Below are 19,855 nucleotides of genomic sequence, written 5' to 3'. Positions count from 1 at the left end.
CCAAGCTGTCCTTGCCTCTGGTGTCCGGCCCCTGATGCATCTTCTGGCATCTTATGGCTGGTCGGACGTGTTTCAACTCGATACGTGTAGGGATAACAAGAATTTGCGCCTAGGGGAAAGCCTAATTGCCCCCCATATTTGCGCGGAAAGCCGCTGAAATCACCTTTAGGAGAGCGAAATGGGAAATCCCGTGACTTTGGTCGAACTTTGGCGCGGTGGCATTTTTGAATCCGCGCACCAGGGGCATGCGGTGATTTGTGACGGGTCGGGCCAGATTATCGACGCCTGGGGCGATCCCGAAATGGTGATTTTCCCGCGTTCGTCGTGCAAGATGGTGCAGGCGCTGCCGCTGGTCGAAAGCGGCGCGGCAGATGCATTCGGGTTGACGGACGCGCATCTGGCGCTGGCCTGCGCATCCCACAGTGCGGCAAAAATCCACACTGATACTGTGCGCGAGTGGATTGCCACGCTTGGCTATAGTGATGCGGATTTTCGCTGCGGGCCAGCCATGCCAGCCGACAACGATGCCCGCAACAAACTTATCAAGACCGACAGCAGCCCCTGCCAATACCACAACGAATGTTCGGGCAAACACTCGGGCTTCCTGACTGTGGTGAACCACCTCAAGGCGGGTCCAGAGTATATTGAGCTCGACCACCCGCTCCAGAGGGCATTCAAGCAATCCTTCGAAGACGTCACATCGCAAGATAGCCTTGGCCACGGACTTGACGGATGCTCGGCCCCGAATTTTGCGACAACGGTCCACGGTCTGGCGCGTGCGATGGCGTTCTTTGCCACAGCACAGGATCGGAACGATCTGCGTTCACAGGCTGCGGCGCGGCTGACCCAAGCGATGATCGCCTTTCCCGAGATGGTCGCGGGCAAAGCACAGTCCAGCACGGATTTGATGCAGGCGATGGATGGCAAAGTCGCCGTGAAGTTCGGGGCGGAAGGAGCATTTACCGCAATCATTCCCGACAAGCGTATCGGTGTTGCTCTCAAGATCACCGATGGCGCCACACGCGCATCAGAATGCGTGATTGCCGATATCCTTGTGCGGCTTGGTGTGCTGGACCCGAACCACCCCACCGCAATTAAATATCGCAATCCGCGCATCTTAAATCGGAACGGTTGGGACACGGGCGAAATGCACCCCGTTCTTTAGGTCATGTCCCAGATCAGTTTCAGCGCCAGCGCGGTTGCAGCGATCACCACCAGTGGTTTGATCAACCGTGCCCCGATGCGCATGGCAAGGCGTGATCCGACATAGGCCCCCGCCATCTGTGCCGCACCCATCGCCAGCCCGACAAACCACCAGGGCTGCGCCACGACCGCATAGGCGACAATGCCGCCGGCGTTACTGGCAAAGTTCAGCAGTTTCGTATGGGCTGTTGCCTTGAGGACGCCATAGCCCGCTAGCCCGACAAAACCGATCATATAGAACGATCCCGCCCCCGGCCCGATTAGCCCGTCATAAAAGCCGATTAACGGCACAAGCGTCAGCGTGAATACCACGGGCGTGACCCGCGCGGTGCGGTCCAGATCGTTCAACCCCGGCTTCAGCGCGAAGAACAGCGCAATTGCGATCAGCAGGACCGGCAAGCCAAGGCGGATCACCTCGGTCGGGAGGGAAGATGTGAGGAGAGCGCCAATAATCGCGGCCGCGAAGGCTATGCAGGCCGCTTGCCACTGGCGGTGCAGGTTCACATGGCCACCGCGGGCATAGGCAAAGGCAGCCATAGCCGCACCAAAGACCCCCTGCACCTTGTTTGTCGCAATCGCCGTCAGGGGTGGTGCGCCAGCGATCACCAGAACGGGCAGCGTTATCAGACCACCACCACCGGCAATGGAATCGACGATTCCCGCGATGAAGGCTGCGGCCATCAGCAGCAACAGGATGTCAGTGCTAACCTCGATCATCAGGTGATGAATTCGTCGCGGGCATAGCCTTGGATAAACAACAGCGCCGTCAGATCACCGTGGTTGATCTTGACTGCGCATTTGTCTTGCAGGGCGGGTTTGCCATGCAGCGCGACACCGGTTCCGGCGCGCGACAGCATCAGCAGATCGTTCATCCCATCACCCACGGCCAGCGCATCGGCCGGATCAATCCCCAACCGCGCGGTCATGTCGTTCAACGCGTCCAGTTTTGCCTCTTGTCCAAGGATCGGGCGCACGACTTTGCCAGTCAGCCTGCCCTCTTGGATGCCGAGCGTATTGGCACGGTTTTCATCAAATCCCAGATCGGCGGCGACCTTGGCCGTAAAGGCCGTAAACCCGCCGGAAACAAGCGCCGCGAACGCCCCTTGCGCCTTCATGGTTTGCACCAATGCGCGCCCGCCGGGCATATAGGTGATCCGCGTGTTCAGGACGTGATCAATGATGTCCGCGCCCAGGCCGGCAAGCAGGCCAACCCGTTCGTCAATCGCGCCCTCAAAGTCCAATTCGCCATTCATTGCGCGGGCAGTGATGTTGGCTACGCGCGCACCAACGCCCGCTTCGTCGGCCAGTTCGTCGATACACTCCTGCTGTATCATCGTGCTGTCCATATCGGCGATCAGCATCTTTTTGCGGCGGTTCGCGATGGGCTGGATCACCAGATCGACGCCCTCGCCCTGCAAGCTGCGCCACACATCATCGGCGTTCGCAGGCTGAGCCTGTATATGAAAGGCCGCCGCCTCGTCTGGCGACAGCCACTGGGCATCGCCACCACCCCATGCGTTGCGCAGGGAATGAACGAGGGCAGGATCAAGCCCACCAGCTTTGGCAATCAGGGTTGCAACGTGCATGATCAATCCTTTGGTTCGTGGTGCAAAAAGCACATCTTGACCAAGGGCACCAGAGGATCGTGCGTTGCCCTACTTTCGGTCAGGGCGGAAAGGCTGGATCAACAGGCGGTCAAGCCACTGTTCGCGCCGCTCGCCAAATTTACCGATCCCGATCACCATCTTGTCGTGACCAAACTTTGGCTGGTCACGGTAGGTGCCAAAGACCCTATCCCACCACGGCAGGCAAAACCCATAGTTGCTATCGGTTTCCTCCCGGAGTTCCGAGTGATGGACGCGGTGCATGTCAGGGGTCACCAGAAGCCAGCGCACCGGCTTTTCCGCCCATGCGGGAAGGCGCGCGTTGGAATGATTGAAAAGTGCCGTGCCGCTCAACGCGATTTCAAACAGAATGACGGTGACGGGCGCAAGCCCAAGCGCCAGGACAACGCCCATTTTGATCAACATCGACAGCACGATCTCGATCGGGTGAAACCGTAGTGCCGTGCTCATGTCAAAGTGCGGATCAGTGTGATGCATCCGGTGCAGGCGCCACAAGACGGGCACCTTGTGAAACACGATGTGCTGCGCATAGATTGCCAGATCAAGAAGCAGGAAGCCAAGAAGAATCGCGCCGAGTCCATCAAAGCTCAGCCACCCAAACAGCCCCCATCCGCGTTCCGTGGCAACAGCCGCAACGCCAACCGCAAGGATCGGGAACACCAACCGCAATACCAGCGTATCAAGAACGACCATCGCAAAGTTATTTGTCCAGCGGATCAGGCGCGGAATTTCGGTGCGTCGCGCGGGCGCGGACAGTTCCCAAATCGCCATCGCGGCAAGGATCACCACAAAAATACCGCCCCGCCAGAGGGCTTCGTATGTTATCAAGTTCTCCATCACATAAACATATGTAGATTTTCTTATTTGTCCAGCCGTGCAATCGCCGGAAAATGACCCCGTCCCGTCGTTTTTGATCTTTTCTATCTTGTCGCGCCGCAGCAATACGCCTAACAGCGTGAGTGGGACACCCTTCCCCAACGAAGGGCGCATATCTGTGAGGATACCAGCAATGGTTACGACAAAACCGGCGACGCGGCCGATGAATCCGCGTTTTTCTTCTGGCCCCTGTGCCAAACCCCCCACATGGACAGCCAAGGCATTGGACGACGCGCCCCTGGGCCGCTCGCACCGCGCAGCCGAGGGCAAAGCCAAACTCAAGCAGGCCATCGACCTGACTCGCGAGATATTGGGGATGCCAGCGGATTACCGCATCGGCATCGTGCCCGCGTCGGATACAGGTGCCATGGAAATGGCCATGTGGTCGCTTCTGGGCGAACGCCCCGCTGAAATGGTCGCATGGGAAAGTTTTGGCGCAGGCTGGGTCACGGATGTGGTTAAGCAGTTGAAAATCGACGCGAGGGTGCACACGGCTGACTATGGGCATATCGTCGATATGGCGGGGCTGAACTATGACAACGATGTGGTATTCACCTGGAACGGCACGACATCGGGCGTTTGTATGCCCAATGGCGCCAAGATTCCCAATGATCGCGCAGGCCTGACGATCTGCGATGCGACCAGTGCCGCATTTGCCCAGGATCTCCCTTGGGACAAGCTCGATGTGACGACCTTTTCCTGGCAAAAAGTCATGGGCGGCGAAGCAGCACATGGCATGATCATCCTGTCGCCCCGCGCCGTTGCGCGGCTGGAAAACTACACACCCGCATGGCCGTTGCCCAAGATTTTCCGCCTGACCAAAGGCAGCAAACTGATCGAAGGTATCTTTGTCGGTGAAACCATCAACACACCCTCGATGCTGTGTGTCGAAGATTACCTTTTCGCGCTGAACTGGGCGAAATCCATCGGTGGGTTGGACGCCCTGCGTCACCGCGCCGATGCCAACGCGCGCGCCGTGTGGAATTTCTGCGCTGCACGGGACTGGATTGACAACCTCGCGATTGATCCGGCCACGCGATCCAACACCAGCGTCTGCCTGAAATTCACCGATGATCGGATCAGCGATGGTGCTGTCTTTGCCAAGGCCGTTGCCAAACGGCTGGCTGATGCAGGCGTCGCACTTGATATCGGGGCTTACCGCGACGCGCCCGCCGGTCTGCGGATCTGGTGCGGCGCGACTGTGGACACCTCGGATATCGAGGCGATGCTGCCCTGGCTTGAATGGGCATTCATGTCTGAAATCAACGCCTAGGGTGGGTTTCCGCCCCACCTACCCCCTATCATTCAAATCAAAGGACCATCGAAATGGCCCCCAAAGTGCTCGTCTCTGACAAACTTTCTGAAACCGCAGTGCAGATTTTTCGTGATCGCGGCATCGACGTAGATTTCATGCCCGACCTTGGCAAGGACAAGGAAAAATTACTGTCGATCATTGATCAATATGACGGTCTTGCGATCCGCAGTGCCACCAAGGCGACCGAGAAACTGATCAAGGCTGCGACCAACCTCAAGGTGATCGGGCGCGCCGGGATCGGCACCGATAACGTGGACAAGGATGCCGCATCCAAGGCCGGTATCATCGTCATGAACACGCCGTTCGGCAACATGATCACCACGGCGGAGCATGCCATCGCGATGATGTTCGCCGTTGCGCGCCAGATCCCCGAAGCCAGCGCTTCAACCCACGCCGGGAAGTGGGAAAAGTCCAAGTTCATGGGCGTGGAACTGACCGGCAAAACCCTTGGTGTGATCGGTGCGGGCAATATCGGCGGGATCGTCTGCGAGCGCGCGCTGGGCCTCAAGATGAAGGTGCTGGCCTATGACCCCTACCTTGGCGAAGAAAAAGCCGAACAGATGGGGGTGCATAAGGTCGAATTGGACGAATTGCTTGCCAAGGCCGATTTCATCACCCTGCATGTGCCATTCACCGACCAGACCGCAAATATCCTGTCTGCCGAAAACATCGCCAAGCTGAAAAAGGGCGTGCGGATCGTCAACTGCGCGCGGGGCGGCCTGGTCGATGAAGCGGCCCTGGCCGAGGCGCTGAAATCGGGCCATGTGGCTGGCGCGGCCTTTGATGTCTTCGCCGTTGAACCGGCCACCGACAGTCCGTTGTTCAACCTGCCCAACGTCGTGGTCACGCCTCACCTGGGTGCTGCCACGACCGAAGCGCAGGAAAACGTGGCGCTGCAAATCGCGGAACAAATGGCCGACTACCTCCTTACGGGTGCTGTGACCAACGCGCTGAACATGCCCTCGGTCACGGCCGAAGAAGCCAAAGTCATGGGGCCGTGGATCAAACTGTCCGGCCACCTTGGCAACTTTGTCGGCCAGATGACGGACGAACCGATCAAGGCGATCAATATCCTGTTTGACGGTGTAGTCAGCGAAATGAACCTCAAGGCGCTGACCGCTGCCACAATCGCGGGCATCATGAAAAAGGCAAACCCCGACACGAATATGGTCAGCGCGCCCGTGATCGCCAAGGAACGCGGCATCCAGATATCTACCACCAAGCAAGACCAGTCCGGCAGCTTTGACGGCTATATCAAGGTCACGGTTGTCACGGACAAACGCGAGCGTTCAATCGCGGGCACGGTGTTCAGCGACGGCAAGCCGCGCTTTATCCAGATCAAGGGGATCAACATCGACGCCGAAATCGGTGCGCATATGCTTTATACCACCAACGAAGACGTGCCGGGGATCATCGGCACACTGGGCATGACGATGGGTGAAAACAACGTCAACATCGCCAACTTTACCCTTGGGCGATCTGCTGCCAAGGGCGAAGCAATCGCGCTGCTTTACGTCGATGATGCCGTGCCCGCGCCGATCATCAACAAGCTCGAATCAACAGGGCTGTTCACGCAGGTCAAACCGCTGACTTTTGATGTCTGACAACTGGGTGCCCGTCACGATCGTCGGGCGCCCATTTCGCTTTTTCTTCCAGAATAACTTTCGCCGAAGGCTCCGCCAGTCGCCACAAAGTCTGACCATCCGTTTTGCAACCCCGAGGTCCACATGAAACCAATTTACGCCGTCGGCGACATCCACGGGTATCTCGATCAACTTGATCGGGCCCTGGCGCTTATTCAGGCCGATGGCGGGCCGGATGCGGACATCGTGTTTGTCGGCGACTACACAGATCGCGGGCCTGACAGCCGCGGTGTCATTCAGCGGCTGCTGGATGGCGTTACCGCGGGGCGGCCGTGGCACGTCTTGCGTGGCAACCACGACCGGATGTTCACGCGGTTTGTGCGGAACGGCACATCGACCGATCCGATGATTGCCTCTGGCAAGGGCTGGCTGCATACGGCTTTGGGTGGCCCGGAGACACTGTCGTCCTATGGGGCGTTAAACGGGTTCCATCACCCCGATGGCGGTGATGGCGACACTGTTCTGCGCAACGGTTTAGACCCTGTTCCACGCCAATCACGCGATCAGCTGGTTGCCTTGGCTCAGGCGGCTGTGCCGACGACACATCTAGACTTTCTTGAACAGCGTCCGCTGACACATGTCACCCGCGACCTATTGTTCGTTCACGCAGGGATCCGGCCCGGTGTCGCACTCGCCGCTCAAACCGAGGACGATCTGATCTGGATTCGCGATGGTTGGCTGGACGATCCGCGCGATCACGGGCGGCTGGTGGTGCATGGCCACACCGCCTTGGATCACCCGCACCACTACGTAAACCGTGTAAACCTTGATGGCGGTGCCGGATATGGCCGGCCATTGGTGCCGGCCGTCTTTGAAGGGCGCGATGTCTGGACGTTGACAGATGCGGGACGGGTGCCGCTTTTACCCGATTAGACACTGATCCGTGCGAATGACGCCCGTGAAACAGAACGCCATTGCGCAGCAAGATGTCGCGGGCCACGTCCGCGCGCACCGCGCAATCGGGCGCCTGAACGGCAGTGTCACAAGATAACTTGATGCTTTCACCCGTCGTGGCAGCGGGCTAGAACCGCCCCATGCCCAAGACATTCGACACCCTCGCAGCGCTTTTGGATCACGGCTATGACGCGGTAATCGACGTGCGCAGCCCCGCCGAATTTGCCGAGGACCACCTACCGGGCGCGATCAACCTGCCTGTTTTATCCGACACCGAACGGGCAAAGGTCGGGACGATCTACAAGCAGGTGTCCGCCTTTGATGCGCGCAAGGTCGGGGCCGCGCTGGTGTCACGCAACGCGGCCGACCACATTGCCGGGCCGCTCAGCGGGTTTGACGGAGGCTGGCGACCGCTGGTCTATTGCTGGCGCGGCGGGCAGCGGTCAGGGTCTTTCACAAGTATTTTGCAGCAGATCGGCTGGCGCGCCGACGTGATCGCGGGTGGATACCAGACCTACCGACGCCTTGTTCACGGGGCGATGTATGACGTGCCCCTGCCCCATCGTATGGTCCTTTTGGATGGCAATACTGGCACCGCCAAAACCGACATTCTGGCCCGTTTGGCCGCCTTTGATGTGCAGATCGTCGACCTTGAGGGGCTTGCTGGGCATCGCGGATCGCTGTTGGGCGAAATACCCGAGGGCCAGCCAAGCCAGAAGCAATTTGAATCCCTGCTGGCGTCCGCCTTCGCAAGGCTTGATCCGCACAAGATCACCGTGGTCGAGGCCGAAAGCAGCAAGATCGGCAAACGGGTCATTCCGCCGACAGTCTGGGCGCAAATGATCGCCGCGCCGCGTATCCAGATTGACGCATCACTTGCGGCCCGTGCCGGGTGGCTGGTCGCGGCCTATGCCGAAGTCATCAGCGACCGGCAACGCCTGCGTGGGCAACTGGATTTCCTGCGCCGTCACCGCGGGCACGAAACCGTGAATCGTTGGGTGGCGTTGTTGGAAAGTGGCGATCATATCGGGCTGGCCACCGCGCTTATGGCCGATCATTATGATCCCGCCTATGCAAAATCACGTGCCAACCATAGGCATGATGTGATCGCAACATTGCACGCGGAAACGCTTGATCGCGAGGGTCGTGCCGCCATGACAGAACAGATCAAGCAGATTCTGGATCGTTTGTGATCACATGAATACCGCGCCCTTGGCCAAGACTGCCGATTAGCGCTGCCGTGTAGCCCGCCGCGTGCAGCTTCTTTAGCATCGAAGGCGCTGAACGCGGGGAAACCGCAGCCAAAAGGCCGCCAGCGGTTTGTGGATCAAACAACAAGTCAGCATGCGGACCTGTCGCGCCAAAAATAGAGTCTATTCCAGCAAAATTGTCCTGAAACAGCGTCGATCTTGTGCCGCTCTGGGACAGTTCAAGCGCGCCATTCATGACCGGAATATGGTTCAGTTTCAACGTTGCCGCAACGTTAGACGCTTCGCAGATACCTGCCAGATGCCCGGCAAGGCCAAAACCAGTCACATCGGTCATGGCGTGGGCTTTTGACAGGATACTTGCGGCTTTGGCCTGCGATTGACACATCAGGTCAAGAGCTGTGATCACATCCTCACCACGCGCAGCGCCAGCCATGTCAGCGGCCATGATCACACCCGATCCAACAGGTTTCGTCAGGATCAACACATCTCCCGCCCTGGCCCCCGCGATGGTAATCGGAGTGGACTTGGCCAGACCGGTGATTGTGAACCCGATCGTCATTTCGTCGCCTAGTGAGGTATGGCCACCGACAATCGCCGCACCAGCCTCGCGCAGCACGCGATCCGCGCTTTGCATGATTTCCGTCAGAGTGCGTTTTTGCAAATCGGCCGACATCCGCGGCAGGATCACATTGATCGTCGCCGCTTGGGGCGCGGCACCCATCGCCCATATGTCGCCCAGCGCGTGAATCGCAGCAATACGCGTCATCACCACCGGATCATTCGAAAACGCGCGCAGGTGGTCGGTTGTCATAACCTGCGTCACCCCTCCGGTGCGTAAAATCGCAGCATCATCGCCCGCAACAGACTGCACATCATCGCGCCCGTGCTGGGGCAGGCCCGCTAGCACGCCGCGCAAAGCGCCACGCCCGACCTTGGCACCACAGCCGCCGCACATGGGCTTGTCACCCAAGGCCGACGTCACCCCCACCGCAGCGGTGCGCGGTATTTTGGGTTGGTCCATTTGTGGCAGGTCGCGGAACTGATCCATGAATTTCCGGTCAATCCTGTCTTTCCAGCGCCACAGCAACGCACCCCTGCGCGCGGTTCCGAATTTCTCGGCCAAGGCTTGTTTTGCGCCAAGCGAGACAATTTTGAGGTAGTCTCTTTGCGGGTGGTAGTCGCGCAGGTCTCCGCCAGACATCGCAGCGCGCATATTATCAAATAAAACAGGTGCCTGGCGCACCGCATACACGCCAGCCTTGGGGCGTGGTGCATGGGCCATGTGGGCACAATCGCCCACGGCAAAGATGGCAGGATCATTACTGCGCAGATCGGCCCCGACAGTGACAAAACCATCGTGCAGGTCAAGACCGGTTGCAACAATCCAGTCATGCGGTCGCGCACCAGCAGCACCGGTCACAAAGGCTGCCGCGATCGTGCGTCCGTCAGACAGCACCGCACCATCGGCCATGACGCATTCGACGCCTGTGTTTTCGATCAGCGCGACCCCCTTAGCGGTCAACGCGTCGACCATAAGGCGGCGCGCAGTTTCGCCAAAACCGTCAAGGATGCGACTGCGATCAATAAGCGTGACCTTGGGATCATGCCCGCGCGCGCGCAAGGCGTGGGCCATCCCCATTGCCAGTTCTGCGCCCGCAACACCACCTCCGATCACCGCGACCGAAGGGTCATCTGTAGTTTCACGAAAAGCATCCCAGCGCGCGGCAAACGCGCCCAAGGGTTTCGCGGGTATTCCATGTTCGGCAAACCCCGACAGTTTGGGCATTTCCGATGTGATGCCCACATCAAGCGAGGCGATATCATAGGCTATCGGCGGACGCCCCTGAACCATGATTTCCCGCGCCGCGCGGTCAATCGCGATTGCCTTACCGTTGATCACCCGCGCACCAGCGAACCGCGCAAGCTGAACAAGGTCGATATCAAGATCATCGCGACCGTAATGCCCCGCAACAAAGCCGGGCAGCATGCCGGAATAGGGCGCGGTAGGGCCGGGATTGATTACCGTGACCCGCACACCGGCAAGCGGGTTCATCCCCCATTTTCGCAGCACCAGTGCATGCGTATGGCCACCACCGATCAGCACAAGGTCTTGGACAAGGGGAAGATCGGGTCTCATAAACGCAGCCTTAGCCCAGCAAGCCGGTTTCGGCCACTGGCAGGTTTGTCACGTCTGCGTCACTCATAGCCAGTCATTTCAAGATAGCCGCGCCCAGCATGGCTGCCCGTGATCCGGACCGGCCCCTCCCAATAGGGCACGCTGACATCCATCCACGCATCGGTGTTGATCGCCCTGACTGAAACATCGACGTCGCGTTCCGGCAGCGTGACTTGCCATTCAGTCGGGATATCGCGGCCGGCGACCTCGGAACGCTTTAACGGGCGGGCGGAGAAAGCACCGTCCGCATAGGGCGTGACGGTGCCATCGGCACCGATCCATGTCGCCGAAGAATAGCTGCTGCCATCGCTTTGACGAAGCAGAAAACCCATCAGCTTGTCGCCGGTGTCGAACGACAGCGAAAACCAGTCCCAGCCCGTCTGGCTTTCCGAAAGCGGTTGTGATGACCATTCACGGTCAAGCCATGCGGTGCCGGTAACGGGAACCTCACCTTCTGGCAGACTGAGCACACCCGACAGCGCGTAATTGGGCTGCGAGTAATAATACGAGGCCTGCCCTGCCGCGGATTTCACGGAATAGCCGTCCTCGCCATGAAACACGAGCGGGCCTCGCGCCGTCAAATCGACTTCATACGCGAAATCTGGACCGGTCGCTGTCATGGTTAGCGTGTCAAAACCAGACCCTATCAATGCCCAATCGTCGATCCAGGCCGCGAATGGCCCGGCTGTCACGCCTGCCTGACCAATCCCGCCACGTGCCAGCCTTTCGGTGACAAAGTGATCTTCAGGCGTGGTCACTGCCGCGTGCCCCATCCATAGCTGCGGCGATTGCCAGTTTTCCCCATCCGTGGGTGCAAGGGCCGAACGAAACAAGGTCCACTGCAGCCCATAGTCCGTCCCGTCAGGGCCGGTCATGTTCGCTGTGACATACCACCATTCAATGCGGTAGTCGGGGTGCGCACCATGATCGCGCGGAAAGTCAAAAACCGGCGCAGGTGTTGGCACTGCAAACCCTTCGGCATCGCTGCCCAATCCCGCGAACCCCTGGGCATGGGCGGCGAACGGCAGAAGACAGAGGGCGATTACCTTAGCGTTCATTGGAAAACACCTTGAGAAGCTCGCTCGCCGGGGTGCGCGCAAGACGCAGCGCGGGCCAGAGCGCAGCAAGGGCCGCTGCCGCCAGCGCGAAAACACCAAGCCGCAGATAATCGAGCGGGAAAAGATAAAGCGGCAAACGCCAGCCAAATGCCTCGACGTTGACGACTGCCAGCAGGATCCATGCCAGCGCAAGGCCAAGAGGAAGCGCAAGTACGGTCGTGACCACGGCAAGCACCACCGCGCGCGCCAGTTCGTATCGCCCGATCTGCGCGCGCGTCAGCCCAAGCGCCCAGACGGGGGCAAGCTGCGGCAGGCGCATGCCTGCAAGGGTGAGCAGACTCATCAAAATGGCAAAGGCCGCGACCGCAAGGGTCAGGACATTGAGCGCCGTTGTGACGGTAAAGGTGCGTTCAAACACCGACAGCGAAAACGCCTTGATCCCGGCCTGATTGATCACATTGCCCCCGCTTAGTCCGAAATCATCGCGCAAAGCCGCGGCTAGAGCGGGAACTTCGTCTTGCGGCAGGCGCAGGCCAAACCGCAATGGCACGGCTTCGGGGAAGGTCTGTGCAAAAAGAGACTCGGTAATGACAGCCTGCCCGATGGGGTTGCCGTAGTCACCGTAGACACCAATGACAGGCAGTGTCAGCCCTCCTGCGACTTGTACGGGATCTCCCAAAGCCAGCCCGGCGCGGCGGTAAAGCTGTTCGTTGATAATCACGCCTTCCCCACGCCCCAGAACGCCCCATGCGTCTTCGACGGCGGTCAAGAATTGCCAGTTGTCTGAATAGGTTGCGTGCGGGCGGTAGCCATAGATTTCCGCAGGCAGCCCCGCCAGATCACGTTCGACCGACTGGATCGGCAAGACAGCGTCAACACGCGGTGCAACATAGGCCGCGAGGTCCGCTGCCTGCTGTGCATCATGCGCATAGACGTAAAGTTCGGATGCAAGGCGCTGATCAAGAAAGCCGACAAATGTGAGCCGGAAGCTCGAGACCATTGTCGACACGCCGACATTCGCGGCCATCGCCAAAAGCAGCGCCATGAGGGCCAGTGACAGGCCCGGCAGCTGTTGGCGCGTATCGGCCCAAAACCAACTGACTGTCGCGCCTTTGCCCAAGGATTGCCCAATGGCAAGGACACGATCCAGCACAAGCGGCAGTGCAAGCGCCGCGCCAATCAACAGGGCTGCAAGTGCGAAAAACCCCAGCAATAGACCCTGTCCAAAGACGATCAGGCCAGCCGCGATGATCAACAATGCCAGCGCCACAGCGCCTTGCCAACGCGCACCCTTGCCTGCCGCCATCGCCCATGCCCGCGGGCGCGCCGAGGCCAAAAGCGGCATGCGCGCCAACCGCCAAAACGATCCCGCAGCTGCCAGGCCCGTGCCACCGACGGCGATCGCCATCCCCGATAGCCACCACGACGGGCGCAATTGCAGGTTGCCCGAGACCTCGGCCCCGTAAAGACCGCGCAGGGTTGCCGCCACATCAGGCAAAAGAGCGGCCGCGATCAAATAGCCCAGGAATACCCCGAGCGCCCCGGCTAGAAGTGCAAGAAACAGCAATTCAACCGCCATCAGGGCGATCAGCATCCGCAAGGGGAACCCAAGCGCGCGCAGGGTTCGCACCACGCTGCGCCGTTGTTCAAACGCAAGGCCAATCGCGCCGTTCACGATGAATATCCCCACGGCAAACGAGAGCAGCCCAAAGGCCGAAAGGTTCAGGTGGAAACTGTCAGTCAGCCGCGCGACATCACTACCGCCCTGCGGGGGGCGCAGTGCAAGATCGGGCGCGATTTCGGCAAGCGCCGGTTGCCCCAAAGGCTGATCCGGCGCAACAATCAAACGCGAGATCTGCCCCTCGCGCCCCAGTAACTGCTGCGCCACACCGATATCTGTCATCGCAACGTTGGGGGCGATATCCGGCGCTGTGATCAGATCGGCCGCGATCTGGCCGCGCAGGGCATCCACGGTCTCTTGTGTGCCATAAACCTGCCCGCGCCCAGTCAGAAAGCCCGCGATATCTGTGCCGGGGGCCAGGGACACCGGGCCGATCGTTCCGGGTGATGTTAGCGGATCGATTCCGACAACCCGCACGCCATTGATGCGCCCTTCGACAACGGGGCTGACCAGCCAACCGGCGCGGCGCAACGCGATATAGGTGTCCTGACTGATCGCCGCGTCAGCCGCGGGCAATAGTTGCGCGAACTGCCCTTCGCCCAATGTTGCGGCGGCGGCATCATAGCTTTGGCGCGCCTCGGCGTTGACGGCCTGCACCCCTGACCAAAGCGCCGTCGCCAGCGCCAAACCAGCCAGTAAAGTAAACAATTGCAACGGGTTGCGCCACCAATGCGACGCCAACGCCTGCAAGCCCACGCGGATCATGCGATGTGACCTGCGCGCAAATGCACCTGACGGTCCATCCGTTCGGCAAGCCGTATCGAGTGGGTAACCATCAACAAGCCTGCCCCTGCCTCGGCCACCAGTTCAAGCATCAGATCAAGCACGGTCTGCGCTGTATCTTCGTCAAGGTTTCCAGTTGGTTCATCAGCCAACACGAGCGCCGGGCGCGCCGCAAGCGTGCGGGCAATCGCGACCCGCTGCTGCTGCCCGCCCGAGAGCTGTTCGGGATATTTACGGACCTGTTCGGCCAGCCCCATCCGCGTGATCAACGCGCTTTCCCATGACGCATCATGCCGGCCGCCAAGGCGCGCCTGAAAGCTGATATTGTCGGCAACGTTCAACGACGGAATCAGGTTGAACTGTTGAAAGATGACGCCGACCGTTTCGCGCCGCATCCTGGCGCGGGCGCGGTCATCCATGCCCGCGATATCTGCGCCGTTGATCAGGATTGACCCGCTGTCCGGCGCATCAAGCCCGCCGATCATGTGCAATAGCGTGCTTTTCCCGCTGCCGCTTTCGCCCGTCAATGCCAGTGATTCCCGCGCGCCAAGGTCAAGGTCAATCCCGCGCAGGACCGCCACAGGCCCATCCGCAGAGGTAAAAGTTTTCGCAACATCGCGCGCTGTCAATAACATGCCCCCTTCATCCCAGAGAGACACAGGATGGGCAAGCGAAAGCGCTAGGAAAAGACCCCGATCACTGCGACAATAGCGCCCGGCGCGACGGTCGCGATGGCGAATGTCACCGCCAAAACCCGCACAAAGCGCAAGGCGTTTTCTATCTGTCGCATGAAGTCCCCCAACTCGGTCAGTCTTGCGATCAGAGCGCCGCCGTCAAGCCCAAAGCATTTGATATGAATCCCGATTTCTTGCTGGGGTGCGATTTACCTTTTGATAGGAACTTGGCGGCAAATTCATCCGTGGGGGCGCTAAAGTGCCAAAGGGTGAGAGAATGAAAACCAAGATGATCGACGGCGTGAAATATCTGAAACTTGAAGAAACACATCCCGAAGAAAACAGCCGCGCAAGCGAAGCTTTGGGGATGCTGCATTTGTGGACATTGATCACCGGCGAAGACGCCTTGCGTGATACCACCGTCGGGAACCGTCAGTTGCGATAACGCGGATGGCGCGCCGATTTCCGGCGCGCCGCCACTTATGTCCAGTCCAGCACGACTTTGCCGCTACTCCCCGACAGCATCGCGGCAAATCCACTTGCAAATTCATCGACCGGAAAACGGTGGGTGATGACGCGACGCACGTCCAATCCGTTTTCAAGCATGGCAATCATTTTATACCAGGTCTCGAATATTTCGCGGCCATAAACACCCTTGATCGTGATCGCCTTGAAGACGATGCGCGACCAATCGACCGGGCTTTTGCCGGGTGGAATACCAAGCAAGGCAATCCGGCCACCCATCACAAGGCTTTCGACCATTTGGTCAAGGGCGCGCTGATTGCCCGACATCTCCAATCCCACATCAAAGCCCTGTTTCATCTTTAGATTAGACACTGTTTCAGCCAAATCATCCGTCCCAACGTTCACGGGCACCACATCGGCAACCTGCGCAGCCAGATCAAGCCGGTCCTGGTTGACATCCGTGATCACCACATGGCGTGCACCGACATGGCGGGCAACGGCGCCCGCCATGATCCCGATCGGACCAGCACCTGTGATTAAAACATCCTCGCCAATCAGATCGAACGACAGGGCGGTGTGCACGGCATTACCCAAAGGATCGAGGATCGCACCGATCTCGTCATCAATCGCATCGGGGAGCGGCACGACGTTGAACGCTGGCAGACGCAAAAACTGCGCAAATGCCCCCTGTTCGTTCACGCCAATCCCGCGCGTCCCCGGATCAAGATGAAACTTGCCTGCGCGGCTTTGGCGGCTGGTCTTGCCAATTAAATGCCCTTCACCGGAACAGCGCTGGCCAATCTCCAGATCTTTTACATCGCGTCCGACTTCGACAATTTCGCCGGCAAATTCGTGCCCGGTGATCATTGGCACGGGAACCGTATGCGCCGCCCAGTCGTCCCAGTTCCAGATGTGTATATCGGTGCCGCAGATGCCGGTTTTCTTGATGCGGATCAGCACGTCTTCGGGGCCGATCTCTGGCACGGGTGCGCGCTCCATCCAAAGGCCAGTTTCTGGCTTGGCTTTGACCAGCGCTTTCATCTGGTTGCTCATGATAGCACTCCTGTGGCTTTGCCCGCCTGCGTGAATGCCGCAAGCGCCTGTTCAAGGTCTGCGCGCGACAGGGCCGCATTCATTTGGGTGCGGATGCGCGCCTGCCCTTTTGGAACGACGGGAAAGAAAAAACCCGACACATAGACGCCACGGTCAAATAGCTGCGCGGCGAGGGTCTGCGCCTTATGGGCATCATAGGTCATCACCGGAATAATCGGATGCTCGCCGGGCAACAGATCAAATCCTGCGCGAGTCAGTCCAGCCCGCCAATATTTGGCATTTTCAGTCAGTTGACTGCGCAGATCATCACCGTTTTCAACCAGATCAAGCACCGCGATCCCGGCCGCGACGACCGCTGGTGGCAAGGCGTTGGAAAACAGGTAAGGCCGCGCACGCTGGCGCAACAGGTCAACAACCTGCTGCGGTCCGGCAATATAGCCGCCAATCGCGCCACCCAGCGCCTTGCCCAAAGTGCCTGTCACAACATCCGCCGTAACGCCGAAATGCGCTGGCGTTCCCGCCCCTTTGGGCCCCATGAACCCGGTCGCATGGCAATCATCGACCATCAGAACAGCATCGTATGTATCGGCGAGCGCGCGAATTTCGGGCAGTTTCGCAAGCGTGCCATCCATCGAAAACACGCCGTCCGTTGCGATCATGATCTGCTGCGCCCCATCGGCACGGGCCTTGCGCAGCTGTGCCTCAAGATCGTCCATATCCGAGGTGGCATACCGGTACCGCCTGGCCTTGCTTAACCGGATGCCATCAATGATCGACGCATGGTTCAGCGCATCTGAAATCACCGCGTCCTGATCCGTCAAAAGTGTCTCGAACACTGCGCCATTCGCGTCAAAACAGGCCGCGAACAGGATACTGTCGTCGTGCCCCAGAAACCCGGCAAGACGCTGTTCAAGCTGGCGATGCAGGTCTTGCGTTCCGCAGATAAACCGCACTGACGCCATGCCGAACCCATGCGTATCCATCGCGTCCTTTGCGGCAGCCACAAGGGTGGGATGATTGGCCAGCCCAAGATAGTTATTGGCGCACAGGTTGATCAATTCACGCCCGTTCACCGTGATATGCGTGCCTTGGGCTGTCGTAATGGGGCGTTCGGTTTTCCACAGCCCGTCATTGCGAATGTCGTCCAAGCGGGTCGCGATACTGTCCAGAAAGGTAGTCATGGCATTCTTTCCCGTCCAAGTTACGGCACGTTCTGCTAGGCATCACACCGCGCGTTTTTTAGGATGAGGTCAAGCAGGAAACCGGAAGGGGTTAGCATGTCTGAAATCGTGATCATGGGGGGCGCCCGCACGGCAATTGGCGCGTTTGGCGGTGCATTGGCCGGAACGCCGCCCATCGAACTGGGGGCAATTGCCGCCAAAGCGGCGCTGGATCGGGCAGGTATCAGCGGTAACAAGGTCGGTCATGTCGCCTTTGGACACGTTATCAACACCGAACCGCGGGATATGTATCTGTCGCGTGTCGCAGCAATGAATGCGGACGTCCCCGACAGTGTTCCCGCGATGAATGTAAACCGGCTTTGCGGCTCTGGTGTGCAGGCGATTGTGTCGGTCGTGCAGTCCCTGATGTTGGGTGACGCCGAATTTGGGCTTGCGGGCGGGGCCGAATGCATGAGCCGATCGCCATTCATCAATTCCGACCAACGCTGGGGCGCCAAGATGGGCGATATCACCATGCGCGACATGATGCTTGGCGCGTTAAATTGCCCGTTTGGGACCGGCCACATGGGGGTTACGGCAGAAAACGTCGCCACCGAACATAGCATCAGCCGCGCCGCCCAGGATGCGTTTGCGCTGGAGAGCCAGGACAGGGCGGCGCGCGCCATTGCTGCGGGTCACTTTGATAGCCAGATCGCGCCCGTCATGGTCAAGAAACGCCGCGAGGAAGTTGCCTTTGCGCGTGATGAACACCCCAAGGCGACGACACTCGAAGCGTTGGCGGGCCTGCGCCCCGCATTTCAGAAAGACGGAACCGTTACGGCGGGGAACGCCTCGGGGATCAACGACGGGGCGGGCGCGATTGTATTGGCACGGCTCGATTCCGCGAGTCGGGCCGGGTTAGAGCCTGCTTTTCGCGTGCTGGGCTATGGCCACGCCGGAGTGCGCCCCGAGGTAATGGGCATTGGGCCAGTCCCTGCGGTGCGCGATCTCTTTGCCAAAACGGGGCTCGGACCCGACGATTTCGACGTGATCGAATCCAACGAAGCGTTTGCCGCGCAGGCCCTCGCGGTCACCCGGGAACTGGGGCTGGACCCGCAGCGCGTGAACCCAAATGGCGGCGCGATTGCGCTTGGCCATCCGGTAGGTGCCACCGGTGCGATCATCACCGTCAAGGCGATGTATGAACTTGAGCGTATCAAGGGAAAGCGGGCGTTGATCACCATGTGCATCGGTGGCGGACAGGGCATCGCGCTAGCGATCGAGCGGTTCTAACGCAATTCGAACACGGCGTGCGCTACCCTGTTGGATAATCGCGTAGGAAAACCATTCTTTCGCCGTCCGACAGATCGGCGTCAAACCCGTAGCCGCCGCTGTCAAACCCGCGCAGATCGTCGACCGATGTCACCCGGTTTTCGATCACATAGCGCGCCATCGCGCCACGCGCCCGTTTGGCGAAAAAGCTGACGATGCGGGGTTTGTCGTCCTTCACTTCCATGAAGACCGGCGTGATGACACGCAACTTGAGCGCCGGTGTGTCAGCAGCACCGAAATATTCCTGCGAGGCGCAGTTGACTAATATGTCGGTGCCCGTTGCCGCGGCCTGTTTGTTCAGCGCCTTGGCGATCGTATCGCCCCAGTAATCATAAAGCGATTTGCCGCGCCGCGTTTTCAGCCGGCTACCCATTTCAAGCCGGTAGGGCTGTATCGCGTCCAAGGGGCGCAGCAACCCGTAAAGCCCCGACAGAATGCGCAGGTGGTCCTGAGCATAGCGCAGGTCTTCATCGGATAGCGTCTTCGCCTCGAGTCCCTGATATGTGTCACCGTTAAACGCCAGTGCTGCGGGCTTGGTCGCATCAGCATCAGGCGTCTGCGAAAAATCGCGAAAGCGGTCACGGTTCAGCCGCGCCAGATCGTCGGAAATGCCCATCAGATCGCGCAATCCCTTCAGCGTGAGCCCGCGCGAGGTTTTCGCGAGGCGCACCGCGTCGGCCTGAAATTCCGGCTGTGTGGCCGCAACGGTGACGGGCTCCATATCAAGCGATTTGGCGGGGGAAATGACGGTCAGCATGGGCGATCC

At 59.6% G+C, this 19,855-nt stretch carries 17 protein-coding genes; 7 read left to right on the top strand and 10 right to left on the bottom strand.

All coding sequences use genetic code 11. From position 1 onward, the window contains the following. The first annotated feature begins 178 nt into the window (after window positions 1-178). Window positions 179-1,165 carry an asparaginase gene (locus FTO60_RS00185; protein ID WP_148054071.1) on the top strand — a complete coding sequence of 329 codons (987 nt, stop codon included), beginning with the start codon at window positions 179-181 and terminating at the stop codon, window positions 1,163-1,165. Here the strand turns inward: FTO60_RS00185 and FTO60_RS00180 are convergent. The 3 genes from FTO60_RS00180 to FTO60_RS00170 form a co-directional block, all read right to left on the bottom strand. After that, the gene (locus tag FTO60_RS00180) at window positions 1,162-1,920 is read right to left on the bottom strand and encodes a TSUP family transporter (RefSeq protein ID WP_148054070.1); all 759 of its coding nucleotides are present in this window, start codon (window positions 1,918-1,920) and stop codon (window positions 1,162-1,164) included. The genes FTO60_RS00185 and FTO60_RS00180 overlap by 4 nt on opposite strands. Beyond that, complete coding sequence (serB, locus tag FTO60_RS00175) at window positions 1,920-2,789, bottom strand: phosphoserine phosphatase SerB (RefSeq protein ID WP_148054069.1); 870 nt, start codon at window positions 2,787-2,789, stop codon at window positions 1,920-1,922. Before serB ends, FTO60_RS00180 begins: the two co-directional genes overlap by 1 nt. A gap of 69 nt (window positions 2,790-2,858) precedes the next feature. Next, window positions 2,859-3,665 (bottom strand): sterol desaturase family protein, encoded by an 807-nt coding sequence (locus tag FTO60_RS00170; RefSeq protein ID WP_148054068.1) that lies wholly within the window; start codon window positions 3,663-3,665, stop codon window positions 2,859-2,861. A 172-nt stretch (window positions 3,666-3,837) separates the two neighbouring features. Between FTO60_RS00170 and FTO60_RS00165 the strand changes: the two genes are divergently transcribed. From FTO60_RS00165 to mnmH, 4 genes are all read left to right on the top strand, one after another. Beyond that, window positions 3,838-4,977, top strand: a complete 1,140-nt coding sequence (locus FTO60_RS00165; protein WP_148054067.1) for a phosphoserine transaminase — start codon at window positions 3,838-3,840, stop codon at window positions 4,975-4,977. 53 nt (window positions 4,978-5,030) lie between these two features. Further along, window positions 5,031-6,623: a phosphoglycerate dehydrogenase gene (gene serA / locus FTO60_RS00160; RefSeq protein WP_148054066.1), complete on the top strand. Its 1,593-nt coding sequence runs from the start codon at window positions 5,031-5,033 to the stop codon at window positions 6,621-6,623. Window positions 6,624-6,746: 123 nt separating this feature from the next. Then, window positions 6,747-7,535 carry a metallophosphoesterase gene (locus FTO60_RS00155; RefSeq protein ID WP_148054065.1) on the top strand — a complete coding sequence of 263 codons (789 nt, stop codon included), beginning with the start codon at window positions 6,747-6,749 and terminating at the stop codon, window positions 7,533-7,535. A 161-nt stretch (window positions 7,536-7,696) separates the two neighbouring features. Further along, complete coding sequence (gene mnmH / locus FTO60_RS00150) at window positions 7,697-8,749, top strand: tRNA 2-selenouridine(34) synthase MnmH (protein ID WP_148054064.1); 1,053 nt, start codon at window positions 7,697-7,699, stop codon at window positions 8,747-8,749. Here mnmH and selD read toward each other — a convergent pair. From selD to FTO60_RS00130, 4 genes are read right to left on the bottom strand one after another with little or no spacing between them, the layout of a single operon-like run. Further along, window positions 8,724-10,904 (bottom strand): selenide, water dikinase SelD, encoded by a 2,181-nt coding sequence (selD, locus tag FTO60_RS00145; protein ID WP_148054063.1) that lies wholly within the window; start codon window positions 10,902-10,904, stop codon window positions 8,724-8,726. The genes mnmH and selD overlap by 26 nt on opposite strands. Window positions 10,905-10,963: 59 nt before the next feature. Continuing rightward, window positions 10,964-12,001: a lipocalin-like domain-containing protein gene (locus FTO60_RS00140; RefSeq protein ID WP_148054062.1), complete on the bottom strand. Its 1,038-nt coding sequence runs from the start codon at window positions 11,999-12,001 to the stop codon at window positions 10,964-10,966. Further along, window positions 11,991-14,387 (bottom strand): FtsX-like permease family protein, encoded by a 2,397-nt coding sequence (locus FTO60_RS00135; RefSeq protein ID WP_148054061.1) that lies wholly within the window; start codon window positions 14,385-14,387, stop codon window positions 11,991-11,993. Before FTO60_RS00135 ends, FTO60_RS00140 begins: the two co-directional genes overlap by 11 nt. Next, window positions 14,384-15,040, bottom strand: a complete 657-nt coding sequence (locus FTO60_RS00130) for an ABC transporter ATP-binding protein (protein ID WP_148054060.1) — start codon at window positions 15,038-15,040, stop codon at window positions 14,384-14,386. Before FTO60_RS00130 ends, FTO60_RS00135 begins: the two co-directional genes overlap by 4 nt. Window positions 15,041-15,356: 316 nt before the next feature. On the opposite strand from FTO60_RS00130, the gene FTO60_RS17570 reads away from it, so the two are divergent. Beyond that, the gene (locus FTO60_RS17570) at window positions 15,357-15,524 is read left to right on the top strand and encodes a hypothetical protein (protein ID WP_172623764.1); all 168 of its coding nucleotides are present in this window, start codon (window positions 15,357-15,359) and stop codon (window positions 15,522-15,524) included. Window positions 15,525-15,559: 35 nt separating this feature from the next. Here the strand turns inward: FTO60_RS17570 and tdh are convergent, their stop codons facing one another. Continuing rightward, the gene (gene tdh, locus FTO60_RS00125; RefSeq protein ID WP_148054059.1) at window positions 15,560-16,597 is read right to left on the bottom strand and encodes an L-threonine 3-dehydrogenase; all 1,038 of its coding nucleotides are present in this window, start codon (window positions 16,595-16,597) and stop codon (window positions 15,560-15,562) included. After that, window positions 16,594-17,778, bottom strand: a complete 1,185-nt coding sequence (locus FTO60_RS00120; RefSeq protein WP_148054058.1) for a glycine C-acetyltransferase — start codon at window positions 17,776-17,778, stop codon at window positions 16,594-16,596. The genes tdh and FTO60_RS00120 overlap by 4 nt, the downstream gene beginning before the upstream one ends. Window positions 17,779-17,874: 96 nt before the next feature. Between FTO60_RS00120 and FTO60_RS00115 the strand changes: the two genes are divergently transcribed. Next, window positions 17,875-19,050, top strand: coding sequence for an acetyl-CoA C-acyltransferase family protein (locus FTO60_RS00115; RefSeq protein ID WP_148054057.1), 1,176 nt, complete (start codon window positions 17,875-17,877; stop codon window positions 19,048-19,050). Between the two features lie 22 nt (window positions 19,051-19,072). Here the strand turns inward: FTO60_RS00115 and yaaA are convergent, their stop codons facing one another. Continuing rightward, window positions 19,073-19,846, bottom strand: a complete 774-nt coding sequence (yaaA, locus tag FTO60_RS00110; RefSeq protein WP_148054056.1) for a peroxide stress protein YaaA — start codon at window positions 19,844-19,846, stop codon at window positions 19,073-19,075. Window positions 19,847-19,855 lie beyond the last annotated feature (9 nt).

It is taken from the genome of Octadecabacter sp. SW4 (assembly GCF_008065155.1).
In the GTDB taxonomy this organism is placed as follows: Bacteria; Pseudomonadota; Alphaproteobacteria; order Rhodobacterales; family Rhodobacteraceae; genus SW4.
This window is presented reverse-complemented; position numbering and strand designations above follow the sequence as displayed.